Source organism: Mycobacterium sp., assembly GCF_049585075.1.
Taxonomy (GTDB): domain Bacteria; phylum Actinomycetota; class Actinomycetes; order Mycobacteriales; family Mycobacteriaceae; genus Mycobacterium.
The window spans coordinates 1-12,640 of the sequence record NZ_JBAUZA010000257.1; the positions used below are offsets into that span (position 1 = coordinate 1).

Annotated in this window: 12 protein-coding genes; all 12 read right to left on the reverse strand. The window is 63.3% G+C overall.

Annotation, left to right across the window (positions count from 1 at the left end; genetic code table 11):
* Positions 1-241: 241 nt before the first annotated feature.
* Entirely contained in the window at positions 242-1,810 is a 1,569-nt protein-coding gene (locus tag WB785_RS12140) for an AMP-binding protein (protein WP_424079441.1), read from the reverse strand.
* Positions 1,811-1,830: 20 nt separating this feature from the next.
* A complete protein-coding gene (locus tag WB785_RS12145) occupies positions 1,831-2,817 on the reverse strand; it encodes a Rieske 2Fe-2S domain-containing protein (protein WP_424079442.1) in 987 nt (328 codons plus the stop codon).
* A 30-nt stretch (positions 2,818-2,847) separates the two neighbouring features.
* Positions 2,848-3,990 carry an acyl-CoA dehydrogenase family protein gene (locus tag WB785_RS12150; RefSeq protein WP_424079445.1) on the reverse strand — a complete coding sequence of 381 codons (1,143 nt, stop codon included), beginning with the start codon at positions 3,988-3,990 and terminating at the stop codon, positions 2,848-2,850.
* Positions 3,987-5,426 carry an acyl-CoA dehydrogenase family protein gene (locus WB785_RS12155; protein ID WP_424079447.1) on the reverse strand — a complete coding sequence of 480 codons (1,440 nt, stop codon included), beginning with the start codon at positions 5,424-5,426 and terminating at the stop codon, positions 3,987-3,989. Before WB785_RS12155 ends, WB785_RS12150 begins: the two co-directional genes overlap by 4 nt.
* Positions 5,321-5,566: an acyl-CoA dehydrogenase family protein gene (locus WB785_RS12160; protein WP_424079448.1), complete on the reverse strand. Its 246-nt coding sequence runs from the start codon at positions 5,564-5,566 to the stop codon at positions 5,321-5,323. Before WB785_RS12160 ends, WB785_RS12155 begins: the two co-directional genes overlap by 106 nt.
* Entirely contained in the window at positions 5,538-6,725 is a 1,188-nt protein-coding gene (locus tag WB785_RS12165) for a lipid-transfer protein (protein ID WP_424079450.1), read from the reverse strand. The genes WB785_RS12160 and WB785_RS12165 overlap by 29 nt, the downstream gene beginning before the upstream one ends.
* Complete coding sequence (locus WB785_RS12170; RefSeq protein ID WP_424079452.1) at positions 6,725-7,177, reverse strand: benzoylsuccinyl-CoA thiolase; 453 nt, start codon at positions 7,175-7,177, stop codon at positions 6,725-6,727. The genes WB785_RS12165 and WB785_RS12170 overlap by 1 nt, the downstream gene beginning before the upstream one ends.
* Positions 7,174-8,184, reverse strand: coding sequence for an acyl-CoA dehydrogenase family protein (locus tag WB785_RS12175; RefSeq protein ID WP_424079454.1), 1,011 nt, complete (start codon positions 8,182-8,184; stop codon positions 7,174-7,176). Before WB785_RS12175 ends, WB785_RS12170 begins: the two co-directional genes overlap by 4 nt.
* Position 8,185: 1 nt before the next feature.
* Entirely contained in the window at positions 8,186-9,325 is a 1,140-nt protein-coding gene (locus tag WB785_RS12180) for an acyl-CoA dehydrogenase family protein (RefSeq protein ID WP_424079455.1), read from the reverse strand.
* A complete protein-coding gene (locus tag WB785_RS12185) occupies positions 9,325-9,960 on the reverse strand; it encodes a PaaI family thioesterase (protein WP_424079456.1) in 636 nt (211 codons plus the stop codon). Before WB785_RS12185 ends, WB785_RS12180 begins: the two co-directional genes overlap by 1 nt.
* A complete protein-coding gene (locus WB785_RS12190; protein WP_424079458.1) occupies positions 9,957-11,165 on the reverse strand; it encodes an amidohydrolase family protein in 1,209 nt (402 codons plus the stop codon). The genes WB785_RS12185 and WB785_RS12190 overlap by 4 nt, the downstream gene beginning before the upstream one ends.
* Before the next feature lie 306 nt (positions 11,166-11,471).
* Positions 11,472-12,311 (reverse strand): amidohydrolase family protein, encoded by an 840-nt coding sequence (locus tag WB785_RS12195; protein WP_424079460.1) that lies wholly within the window; start codon positions 12,309-12,311, stop codon positions 11,472-11,474.
* Positions 12,312-12,640: the final 329 nt, after the last annotated feature.

Consider the following 12,640-nt stretch of genomic DNA (forward strand, 5'->3'; position numbering starts at 1 on the left):
CGCATCGACAACCCCGCGGCCCCCTCCCGCTCGATGAGCGTCAATGCGGCCTCGACGATCTGCTCAATGGTGATGTCGCCGTACGCGCGTTTAGCCGCGCCCTCCGACCGTCCCTCGCTTCCACGTCGACCCATCGCGACTCCCGTCAATCAGCCGTCAATCAGCCCAGCCAGCCGGCGATAACGTCACAGCCTACCCTGCGATACGCCGAGGCCCGCGCGGACACGAGGTCACGCAAATGCTAGCCCTGCCTGTCCCACGTGTCATCGCCAATTGGGTTGTCCCTCAGCAGGATCTTGCGCACCCTGAAGGTCCCGTCGGTCTTTGGCAGCGCCTCCACGAACTGAACGAATCGTGGGATCATGAATCGGGGCATGCGCGGCTCGAGGAATTCGATGAGTTCAGGCGCGCTCAGGCGCGCGTCGGACTTCAGGACCACGACGGCCTTGATGTCCTCTTCCCCCAACTCGGACGGCACCCCGATGACCGCGCACTCCGCGACAGCGGGATGGCCGAGTACGCCCATCTCGACCTCGAAAGAGGAGATGTTTTCACCGCGCCGGCGCAACGTATCCTTCATGCGGTCGACAAATGTGAACCACCCGTCCCTCTCGACGAACCCGTCGCCGGTGTGAAACCAGCCGTTGCGCCAAGCCTCGGCGGTAATCTCCGGCATATTCCAATAGCCTTGGTTCATCACCCACGGGTCACGCGCACGGATGATCAACTCGCCGACGATACCTTCGGGCACTAGCTCATCATGCTGGTCGACAATGCGGATCTCGTAGTGCGGTGGTCCCTGGCGCAGGCGACCGCAACTCTTGCGATCTGACGGATTCCACGGCGAGCAGATAGGCCAGCCGATCTCCGTCGTGCCATAGCCCGTGAACACTTTCTTGACTCCGAAGCGTTCGGTGAATTCGTCGAGGTCGGCGATAATAGGACCGAGCAGAATGCGGTCGAGTGGGTTGGTGGCGTCGTCCTCGGCCGGGGGCGACGCCAACAGCATCGCTGCCATCGGCCCGACCAGCATCGCCGATCGAATATCGAAGGTGCGCATGTCATTCCAGAACTCAGTGACGCTCAGGGTCTCTCGGATGACCAGGGAGCAGAGTCGGTCGGCCGCGCAATATAACGCACATTTCCCAGATAGGTGCGACGGCGGGTACGCAGTGTAGAAGGCGTCGCCCGCCTCGAGAAAGTCATCCGGCAGAAACATCGGCCACTGATACAACTCGCCCCACGGCACGAGCACTCCTTTCGAGGGGCCTGTGGTGCCGGAGGTGTAGATCATGGCGCCGATATCCCAATAGTCAGGCCCGACGGCATCACGCAGGGGTTCGGCATTTCCAAGAAAGGTGTCGCCGCGCACAAGGTCGTAGGGAAGGTCAGGCAGCTCGCCCTCAGCGTCGGGAACGACCACTGTCTCAAGGCCTTCGATGCGCTCGAACATCGTCAGGCGGTCAACGAATCTTTGGGCGATCACAAGGACACGCGTGTGTGCATTGGTGATGAGGTACCGCAGCATCTCACCGCGGTACATATTGTTCGCGGGCACCTCAATGACGCGCAACCACGCGGCGCCCAACCAGGCGTAATAGGCCTCAAAAGAGTTCGGCAGCATGGTGACGACGGTTGCCCCCTGCTCCAGCCCCAACCGTCGAAACGCGGATGCCCACCGCAGCGAGCTCTCATGTACGTCTCGCCACGACGCGACCCTGCCGTCGACATCGAGCAGAGCGTTTACTTCACCGGACTCGCGCGCCAATTCTGCGATGCGGTGCGGTAGAACTCTGGTGCGGTCGATCATCACGTTCTGCCTTCCGACTCCTAGACGGCCGCGTCTTCTGGGTAAAACTGTGCGAGCCACTTTCTGAAACGGGGGAAGTTCTTCTCCTCAACCCCTGCGTATAACGGCTTCTCGATGAACGACTGGTGCTCCCAGATATTGAAATCCGACACAATCTGCGCGTGCTGCGATTCCATCATGATCTTGGTGCGGCCACCCGGCTTGTCAGGCGAGTCGGGCTGACGGCGCCCGACCGTCGTGCTGAACCACAGCGAGTGGTCATGATCTACTGGAGTCGTGTTGACCGCTTGAACAATGTAAACGTCATCGAGCGTGAAGCGGACGATACCAACACTCATGCTGGAATCGCTGTCGAGGCGCGCCACGACTGCGCCCTGAGGTGTCAACCTTGACGACGCTTTGTTGGCGCCGAACTTCAGATCGTATGAGATCACCAGCCTGTGGTCGTCGTCGGACCAGCTCACGATTGTGGCGGGCTCGCCGGCCCCATGCACATACGGGAAGTGCAGCATGTCGGGTCCGTTCTCAAGTGGCTGGTGCGGAAGAACCTTGCGAACGCCGCCGCGGTGGCGATCGGGTTCATAGAAGTCCTGCGTGTTCAGGAACTCCGGTGCGCCCGGCCAGCGCCAAAAAGGAGCCCGGCCGAGCGCGTCATACCACACGAGGATAAATCCGCTGGTCTCATGCACATCCCAGGACTCGAGCGATGCCTTCGGGTTGGCCCGCTCCACCCACGGCACGCGGCAATTCTTCCCGTCGACTCCGAACTCCCAACCGTGAAACGGGCAAGAGATCGATTCGCCAACAACTTGGCCTCCGTAGCCGACGTGGGCACCCATATGCGGGCAGCGGGCCGACACGACGCACGCCGTCCCGTTTTCCGTCCGGTACAGCACGACCTCTTGGTCGAATATGCGCATGGGCTTGACCACGCCCGGTTCGAGCTCGGCGGACCACTCCACCTGAAACCAGCCCGTGGGGAAGTTCTCGTAGGGAAACCCATCCATTCTCATACCTTCCTAACCTGCGGTTTCGAGCTAAAAGTTGTTTCGTGTGGCGTAGCGGTCACGGTGGTATGCAGAGTCGCCCAGCATCCACTCGAGCACCCGCGCGCGTTTGAGAAACAGTCCGATGTCGCACTCGTCGCAGACGCCGATGCCGCCATGCATCTGCACCGCTTCCTCGGCGACGTGAACTGCGGTATCCGACAGCTGCGCCTTACAGACGCTCGCGAGGTCGGCTACCTCCTCGGTCGAGGCGTCAATTGCCTTGCTGGCGTGCGAGAGGATCGCGCCGGAGAGTTCAAGCGAGCACAGCAACTGTGCTGCTCGATGCTGAAGAGCCTGGAACGCGCCGATCGGCACTCCGAACTGCTCGCGGATCATCAGGTACTCGATCGTGCGGTCGAATGCCTCTTCGGCGACGCCGAATAGCTCCGCTGCGACGGCGACCGCGGCACGATCGAGCGCGACGTCGATCGCCGCGATCGCCCGCGACGGCACCACGACCATGGCGTCCGCGTCGACGGGAACCGCATCGAATTCCGCCGTTGCGACCGTGCGACTGTCGATCAGCATCCCCGGTTCCAGCGAGAGTCCGGGCGCGTCGATGTCGACCAGGAAGAGCGCCAGTCCCTCTGCGTACGTCGCGGATTCAAGGCGCGCCGCGATCAGGAGCTTGTCCGCGAGCGGAGCGTCGAGGACCCGCGTCGCAGCACCTGACAGGAAGTGTCCAGAGCTCGCTCGGCGCGCAACGACGTCGACCGTGTCGGGGCGTACCGCTGAGAAGCGCGGAGAATGCCCGAAGGCCGGAACCACGAGGAGCTCGCCCCGGCAGATGTCGCAGAGGACACCGTCGTAGTACCCCGCCTCTGTGCCGTGCTCGATGGCGAGCATAGAGGTCAACGATGTCGCGAACGGAACCGTCGCAAGGCTCCGCCCGAGCGCACGAAGCACCGCGGTCAAATCCGCAAAGCCACCGCCCTCGCCGCCTCGGCTCTCCGGCAGTACCATTCCCACCCATCCCAGCTCAGCCATCTTCTGCCAGCGGGCGCGAATATCGCAGAGGCCCATCGTGCCGTCGCGCAGCTCGCGCAAGTCGTTGGGCCTAAAGTGCTCGCACGCGAACTTAGATGCAACATCGAGCATCTCTCGTTCCGCAGTGGCCACCGAAACATTCATCGGCGGACCTCGGGTCCACGATGGGGAAGCTTGAGCACGCCCCTGGCGATGGCGTTGAGGTTGACCTCCGAGGTGCCCCCGCCGATGGTCCAGCCACGCGACTCGAGATAGTCAGCCGCCAGCCGGCGATCCGCGTCGTCGAACACGACGCCGGCCATGCCGAGGGCAGAGTTACCGGCGATGCGTGCGCGAAGGTCCGCCTTGCGCTGATTGAGGTTGGACATGCAGTACTTGAGCACGGCCGGGTTTACCGGCGCCGCACCTATCCTCTGACGCATTGCGCGAGTACAGATCTCGTCGAAGGTGATCTGTGTGATGCGGTCACGAAGTGCAGCGTCCGGCAGCGGTCCGCTGTCACATCGCAATACGCCGCGGGCCATGGCGACGAGGTTGGGGCGCCGACCGCTGGTAAGCGTCCCACTTGCGTCGGTCCCCAGCATGTTCCTCTCGTGTGCGAGCACGAAGCGGACAATCTCCCAGCCCTCGTTCTCCTCGCCGAGCCTTTGCTCGGCGGGCACTCGGACGCTGCCGAAATGGATGTGGCTGTACTCACTCGGGCCGCTGAGCAGAGGGAGCGGTCTGATCGTGATTCCCTGAGAGGCCAGATCGATGAGCAGAACGCTTGTGCCAGAACGGCCAGACTCGGCCGGGTCGGTCCGCACAACGGCGAAGATCCAGTCCGACTCGTCCGCGAAGCTCGTCCAAACTTTTTCTCCGATGACGATGTATTCGTCGCCGACGCGTTCGGCACGACAACGCACCGCTGCCAGGTCGGAGCCGGCGTTTGGCTCGGAGAAACCTTGGCACCATCGCTCGGCTCCGGCCGCAATCGCCGGAAGGAAGCGCCGCTTCTGCTGCTCCGAGCCGAACTTCAGCAACGCCGGACCAAGCATGTGCAGACCCTGAGGGGAGATCAGGGGTGGTCGGCAACCCATTGCTCTTAGCTCACGGGCTAGGGTCCGCGCATCCTGGTCCGACAATCCGCCGCCGCCGTACTCGCGAGGCCAAGTCGGGGCAGTCCAACCTCGCGCACTCATCGCGGCCAACCAGGCCCGCGCATCGTCACTAGGAAAAAAACCGCGGCGTCCCGCGAATACACGTTCACTCTCGTCGCGAATCGGCTCACGCATCGATGGTGGGCAGTGCTCAAGTAGCCACTCGTGAACGACATCTCGGAATGACTCGACAGACGAGGTGTTCGCGGCAATCCCGGAACCGTTCACCACACCTCCTCGGTAGTCGTACCGAACAGAATATTCGTACACTGTCAGAAATGCAATATTTGAGACCTCCGCGCTCGTGCCCGCTGCGGAGTCGCACTCGCCAACCGTCACAGTGACCGCGCGACGATCTCCATAGGCTCGTTGGCGCCGGCACAGATGCGGGCTAAACGTCCGTCCATCAACATCTGGGTAATTTGTTCCTCCGCCATGCATCCGTAGCCGCCGTGCAGTTGTCGTTGGCCGAATAAGGTGCGGTCCTTGATTCTGCCCACCAGGGCGGTGTCGATAAATCCGAGCTCATCCTGCCGGGAAACTGCTACTCCCCTATCGAGCGAGGATGACGCAGGATCCATGGCCGAACAGACCTTGGTTGATGGCGAGTCCCACGGACGCGCCGTCCACGGTCCGGTCCCCCGCCTGGCGGCGCAGCTGCCAGGTCAGCTCGCAAACTTGAGCGAGCGCCTGCGCCGCCGGTGCCTCCCCGAATGCGCCGAGGCCTCCCGACGGGTTTACTGGGACTCGACCGCCCATGGCGGTGTCCCCTGCGTGAAGCAGCTTGGATGCTTCGCCTGGACCGCAGAGACCTATCTGTTCGTACCAGTCGAGCTCCATTGCGCTGGACAAGTCATAGACTTCGGCAACATCGACGTCGTCGGCTCCGATCCCAGCCTCTGCGAAGGCGCGGCCAGCGATTGTCGCTTTGAAGGTGGTGTCCGCGGCACCAGCTGTCGTGGAATCGCTTGATAGGTAAGGCAAGTCAGGGACGGCGTCCGGGAAGGTAGGCGTCTGAAGCGACAATCCGACAAGCCGGACCCGATCGTCACCGCCGCGGCGCCTCGCGAAGTCCTTGCTGGACAACACGACTGCTGCCGCTCCGTCCGACGTCGCGCAGATGTCGAACAGTCGCAGCGGGTCGGAGACGATGGGCGAGGCATCTATCTCTGCGGCTGTGTACCGCTTGGTGAAACGTGCGTAGCGGTTGCCTTGAGCGTGACGCGAGTTCTTGAGCTTGACCTGGGTCAAGTCGTCGAGCGTCATGCCGTAAAGCTCCATGCGACGACGCGCATGCAGACCGAAGTACACCGGATTGGTCGCTCCGACCATGCGGAATCGGAGCCAGTCGGGATCCTCAGGCCGGTCGCCTGGGTTCGGCGCGAAGAATCCCTTGGGCGTGGTGTCGGCACCGACCGCCAGGGCTACGTCACAGACACCCGCGAGGATCTGCGCACGCGCGATCGACAGCGCCGTTGAGCCGGTGGCACACGCCGAGTAGCTCGATGCGACTTGGCAGCCGGTGCAGCCCAGAGCCCGCGCGAAAGTTGAACCCGAAACGTGCCCGGGGTATCCGTTGCGGATTGTGTTCCCACCGGAGATGAAGCCAATCTGGGGCCAGTCGAGACCGGCATCGGCGAGCGCTGCGCGTGACGCCGCGACGCCGTACTCGACGAACGAGCGGCCCCACTTGCCCCACGGGTGCATCCCGACGCCGAGCACGACCACGTCGTCGACCATCAGCCCGCCTCCGCCTGGTTCGCAGGCTCGACGACCGGCGCCCACGCCCATGTCGACCGCGGCGTACCGTCCTGCGATCCGACCAATGCCAGCGTCAGCTCCATCAGTTGCCCGACGTAGAGCAGTGGGATCAGGTTGTGGTCGCTGAGCTGACCGAGCACGATCATCTGCTCCTTATCCAGTTCGACGGCCACGATCCCGATCGGTTCGAACTGCGCGTCTTTCGAAATAAACGGCGGTGGTGGGCAGGCCCGGGAGTCGGTCCAAGACCACAGCCGCCCCTGCCGGGACAGCAGCACTTCGCTAACTGCGTCGTCGATCGCGCGAGGATCACCCGAAAGCGCGGTTTTCGGGAAGACGTAGGAGCCCGTCGACCGCAGCCCGCCGATGAGCGCGGGCACGGGATCAGTCACGAACAGCCCGCCGACCGCCGGTGCGAGTTCGTCACTCATGCGTAATCACCACTCTCCTTGCGCAGTAAGTCGGCGACGCGTGCCCGCGCCTCGGATGTCGATCGCCAGGACCGTGCTAGCGCCCACGCCCTGCGCATGTAGAGCTGGAGGTCGTACTCCTCGGAATAGCCCATTGCGCCGTGGCATTGCAGGCATGCCCGCGCGATGGTCTCGGCGGCCGCGCTTGCCTTCGCCTTCGCGATGGCAGCGCGGATTGGAAATCGTGACAAGTTCGCTTCGGCGGAGGCCGCCGCGACGTAGGGCAGCGGCCGCGCGTACTCAAGTGCGGTTCGGGCGTCGGCGAGCAGGTGCTGAACCGCCTGGAAAGAACCGATCTGGCGTCCGAACTGCTTCCGCTGCAGCACGTAGGGGACGGTGATGTCGAGCATCCGGCGGCCAAGCCCCACCAATTGAGCCGCCGCCGCCATGGACCCGAGGTCGACCAGACGACCGACGTCAGCGGTGAACACGACCTGCGCCGCACCACCCGACCGCAGCCGCGGACATGTCATGACCGGGCGCGACGGATCGAGCGCAGCCGCGGCCTCGCAACCGTCTATGTCCTTACGTAGTACGAGTTGCAGCGCTGACCCCTCCGGCTGGCCGAGCAGGACCGCGTCCGCCATAGACGGCCACGGCAGCCCCCCCTGCCCGGGGAGCGCGGTGGTAACGACGGAACCGGGATCCAGCAGTTGGTCGACGTCACGGCGCGCGCCAGCGAGCGTCGAGGCCGCGACAACCGCGTGTTCGATCCATGGGCCGGGAAACGCCGCGTACCCAAGCTCTTCCGCGACCAGCATCGCTGTCACGAGGCCGAATGAGTCCTCCGTCGGTTCGCCGTCGGCGACGACTTCCATCGCTCCGAGCTCGCTGAGATGTGTCCAGAGCTCGCGATGCGCCGCACAGCCCGCCGGCTGCCGAAGCGCCGCGGGTGGGCATTCGGCTGCGAGAAAGCGGGACAGCCCGCTGCGAAGGTCGAGTTGTTCGGAAGACAAGGCGAGGTCCACGTCAGCTCCTCGGGAGCCCGAGGATCCGCCGCGCGACGACGTCGCGCTGGATCTCGTTGGTTCCACCCCAGATGGGGCCTGATAGGGCGGTCAGATATCCGCGGGTCCAGTAGGCATCCGCGTCATGGGCCTGATCCGCGGTAACCTCCATGCCCACCTCGTGCAGACGGAAGTCGAGCTCCGACCAGAACAGCTTGGCCATGCTGGCACGCGCCCCGAGTTCGGTGCCGGACGCGACCTCCTGCGCGACCTCGTAGGTCGCCCACCGGTAGGCCTCCGCGTCGATCCAGCAGCGCGCCACCTCATCGGCGATCCTGGTGTCGCGGGGATCGCAGTTGCCACGCCAAGCCGCGACCAGCCTCTCGGCGGCGGCAGTGAACCAGGCAGGACTGCGCAGCGTGAGACCGCGCTCGTTGCTCGTCGTCGCCATCGCCACATCCCAGCCGCCGTTGACCTTCCCGAGCACATCCGAATCGGGTACCAAGACATCGTCAAAGAAGACTTCGGCGAATCCAACCTCTCCCCCAACCCTGCCGAACCCGCGCACTGTCACACCGGGTGCGTCGAGCGGCACGAGGAAATAGGTCAGGCCCTTATGCCGCGGTTCGTCCGCGCTCGAGCGGAACAGCGTAAAGATGTGTGTCGAAAACGCCCCGCGCGTGGTCCAGGTCTTTTGTCCACAGAGGCGCCAACCGCCTGCAGCGTCGTCGCGCACTGCGCGGCTGCGCAGGCTTGCGATATCGCTTCCGGCGTCGGGCTCCGACCAACCCTGACACCAGATGTCTTCAGCCGCCGCCATCCGCCGCAAGTAGCGCGAGCGCTGGTCATCTGTACCGAACACGAAGATTGCGGGCGCGAGCAACGAGATGCCGTTGTGCGCCGCGCGAAGGCCTGCCCCAGCAAGGTGATATTCCTCTTCAAATATCAGCCACTGCATTAGGGAGGCGTCACGACCGCCGTACTCGACCGGCCAGGTCACCACTGACCAACCGGCGTCGAACAGCAGCCGATCCCACTCGCGGTGCTCGGCAAAGCCGCGCTCGGTCTCCAGGGGCGCAATATCCGACGGGACGTTCGCACGTAACCATGAACGGCATTCGTCGCGGAACTCTTCGTCGGCCTGTGTGATGTTGATGTCCATCAGACGGCTCGGTCCGGCTTGCGGATAAGAGATTCGGCCAGCACAAGCTCGCCGGACGCGGTCACGAGATCCGTGCCGTCGCGCCTGATCACAGCCTCAGCATGTGCCGTAGTCGCGTCTCTGGTCGCTACCCACGCCTCGAGCTGGAGGTCGACATCGAGCGGCACGGGACGCAGAAACCGCACCCAGATCTCGGTCGTAAACCCTTGGAAGCCGACCGACCACGCAGCGACTCCGAGGATTTGGTCACATAGTGAAGCCGACGACCCGCCATGGGCGCGCCCCGGAGGGCCAGTGTGCGCGCGACCCAACCGCACCGAGCCGAACGTCCGGGAGCCCTTTACCCAGAGATTCAACGGCGGGGCGATCGGGTTGTACAAGCCAGCCATCGGAGTCAGCGGGAGATAGCTGTGGGGCTCTCGCAGGTCTACCTCAGCCTGCAAACCGGAAAAATGACCGGGGTGTGTCTCGCGCGAGAGGAGATCGGTCGCCTCACGAACTTGCGCCGCAACCACATTGAGGACACCGGGGCCTCGGGCGGTCCGAACCGTGGCAGCCACGAGATCGCGGACCGCCGACGCCATGTCGAGCATCGCCTCATTTCGTTTGGCGGCGTCCGGATCAGAGCCGCTCACGACGCGTTATAAGCGGATCGGCTCGCTGGCCGCCGTCGCATCAGCTCGCGGGCGTTTGTCCGCATCACCTTCTGGACGTCAGACTGCGCGAGGTTACCCAGGTAGGCCACAAAGTCAGCTGGCTCCGCGACACCCTCCGGGTGCGGCCAGTCCGATCCGAACACCACCTGGTCGACACCAATAGCATCGAGGAGCTTGTCGATGTCGTCTTCCCAGAACGGGCATACCGACACGTGTCGCCGGATCGTCTCTGCTGGATTCTCGGCGAATAGAGCGCGACGCTGGCGGTAAGCCTTGTCGAGCTTCTTCATCAGCACGAGCAACCAGTCGGATCCCTGCTCCACCGAAACGATGCGAACGTTGGGGTATCGGTAGAAAAATTTCTGCATGATCATCGCACCGAGCATGTCTTGCATCGGACGGTCGATGGACCACAGTGAGCCCAGCCGAACTTTGGTCGAGAACGCATTGAATTCGGCGGGGTCGTCGTAGTCCTTGAAGTAACGGAAATACCCGGAATCCGCCGCGTGGTACGCGACAGTGATGCCCGCCTCGTCGATGCGCCTCCAGACTGGGTCATACAGCCGGTGTGCCGGCGAGTGCCGCACGTCCCCGATTCCGCGCACTGGCCCGGGGCCCATCGTCAGCACCCTTGCACCCGCATCGAGCAGTCGTTCGAGTTCATCGGCGGCCAACACCGGGTCAGCCAGCGGCAGGATCGGCGCGGCTACCGCCGGACCGGTGAACGACCAGGTCGCCTGCAGCCACATGTTGAACGCCTTTATCGTCGAATGCATGGCTTCGATGTCGTCCTTAAGAGCCTCTTCGATCGCGTAGGCGAACGTGGGCAGCAGGAGGGCCTCCTCGACCCCCTGCGAGGCGAGCGTGGCAATACGGGCCTCGAGGCTTTGATACTCGGGACGTACTTCCTCCGAGGTCACCAGCTCGCTGGGACGACGCCCACCGGCCTCACCTTTGAAATAGGCCTCGAGCGACCCCGGAGGGGCAACGCGATTGAATGTCACATTGGGCACGAATTTGCTGATACGACCGCCAATGGCGGCATAGGTGCGTCCGTCGCGCATGATCATCTCAACACCGCGCCCTGCCCGGCTGATGGCCGAGTCTTGATAGGCGGTAAAAGCGTCGATGGTCTCGTAGTAATGGGTATCGAAATCCACCAACTTATAGCCGAGCTGCGTCACGGCTTCTCCTGTCGATCTGCCGCGCGGCCAGCGCACGGTACGTTGCTACTTGACTTTTCTGCTCGTGTACACCGCTCGATCCAGTTACCAATCGGCACGAAGGTCGCCTTCGCCGCACAGTGCGAGTCGATACCGCGTGGCGCTTCCGCGGGTCCCCGAACGGCATGAAGCCACGCAGCAGCGCGGGACCCGCGCATCGCCGACGGGCATGTTTAGACGACCGAGCATCTGCGCAGGACTCCGATCGATGCGCTGGCATCACAGCAGGCAACACGGCAGATGCGTTCGGCCGATCAACTTGGGCGGTCAACTAGCCACCTCTGCATGCACAACATGCCGAGAATTCCGTTCGCCGAAGAAGACCCTTTGCGCGTTCTCGGCCAAGTACTTCTCAAGCACACCGCTGCGAAGATCGAGATCGCGGGCTTCTGCAAGACAGCGCTCGATACCCAGCACCGGGTAATCACTTGCGAACATCACCTTGTCGCTGCCTCGGGTGTTCATGAAGTGGATCAACTCCGTCGGCAGATACTTCGGCGCCCACGCCGACGTGACCAACCACAGATTCCGGTGGCGCATTAGCAGTCGGATAGCAACACCCCACCATGGATCCGCGCCGTGCAGCATTACGAGCTTCAGATCCGGAAAGTCAAGGCATACCCGGTCGAGATGCATTGGATCCTGAATATCTGCCTGGAGCAGCGGAGGACCGGGGATCCCGGTGGTCAAACAGAGCGGCAGGTCGAGCTCGACGCACTTCGCGTACAGCGGGTAGTAGAGCGGCGCGGTGGCTGGCTGCTTGATGAACATCGGCGCCGCGCGCACCGCCACAACCGGGTGATCGGCACAAAGGTCCTCAAGCGCCCACAATGCGTCGAGCCCGTGTTTGATCCGTGGTTCGCCCGCAAGGTAGAAGCGCCCGGGGTACTTGGTCGCGAACTCGCAGATCCAATCCGCCGGCTTCTCGGGATCGATTCCGACGATGGCCTTCTCGACCCCAGCACGGTCCAGCACCTGCACCATCTCGTCCGCACTTATGTCACGTGAGAAGTCACGGGTGGAGTCGAAAAGCTCGGCCTCAGCTCTTTTAGTGAACTCACGTGTCGAAGTCCAGCTGTTTTCGACGTTTACCAGCGGATCGATCACACGCACGAGACTTGGACTCCCCTCGTTAAAGAGCCTTGGCAAAGCGCTTCGCAGCGTTCCATTTCAGAATCGTACGGCGTCTAGATTCATCGGGTCAACTCCTGGAAGTTCGAGTGACTTGCTGCGCCAGCCGTCCGCCCCTGCAGGGGCCCACCGATGGTGCGGCCCAGGCGTTGACGACGTAAGCCGTGCGCATTACAAACGCAGATGATAGGAGGAAATGGCAGGTCCGCCAGATCTGACGATTCTCGGATCGCTGGACGCTGCCGACTTCCTCAACCACCCCCGTCCCGCCTCCGATGACTAGTGCCGTCATACCGACTTTACGT

Bases quoted from the DNA above. Each gene is read 5' to 3' on its own strand.
- WB785_RS12180 (WP_424079455.1), bottom strand. From the start codon at position 9,325: ATGGACATCAACATCACACAGGCCGACGAAGAGTTCCGCGACGAATGC.
- WB785_RS12150 (WP_424079445.1), bottom strand. From the start codon at position 3,990: ATGAATGTTTCGGTGGCCACTGCGGAACGAGAGATGCTCGATGTTGCA.
- WB785_RS12165 (WP_424079450.1), bottom strand. From the start codon at position 6,725: ATGGTCGACGACGTGGTCGTGCTCGGCGTCGGGATGCACCCGTGGGGC.
- WB785_RS12155 (WP_424079447.1), bottom strand. From the start codon at position 5,426: ATGCATGGCGGAGGAACAAATTACCCAGATGTTGATGGACGGACGTTT.
- WB785_RS12145 (WP_424079442.1), bottom strand. From the start codon at position 2,817: ATGGATGGGTTTCCCTACGAGAACTTCCCCACGGGCTGGTTTCAGGTG.
- WB785_RS12160 (WP_424079448.1), bottom strand. From the start codon at position 5,566: ATGGATCCTGCGTCATCCTCGCTCGATAGGGGAGTAGCAGTTTCCCGG.
- WB785_RS12140 (WP_424079441.1), bottom strand. From the start codon at position 1,810: ATGATCGACCGCACCAGAGTTCTACCGCACCGCATCGCAGAATTGGCG.
- WB785_RS12170 (WP_424079452.1), bottom strand. From the start codon at position 7,177: ATGAGTGACGAACTCGCACCGGCGGTCGGCGGGCTGTTCGTGACTGAT.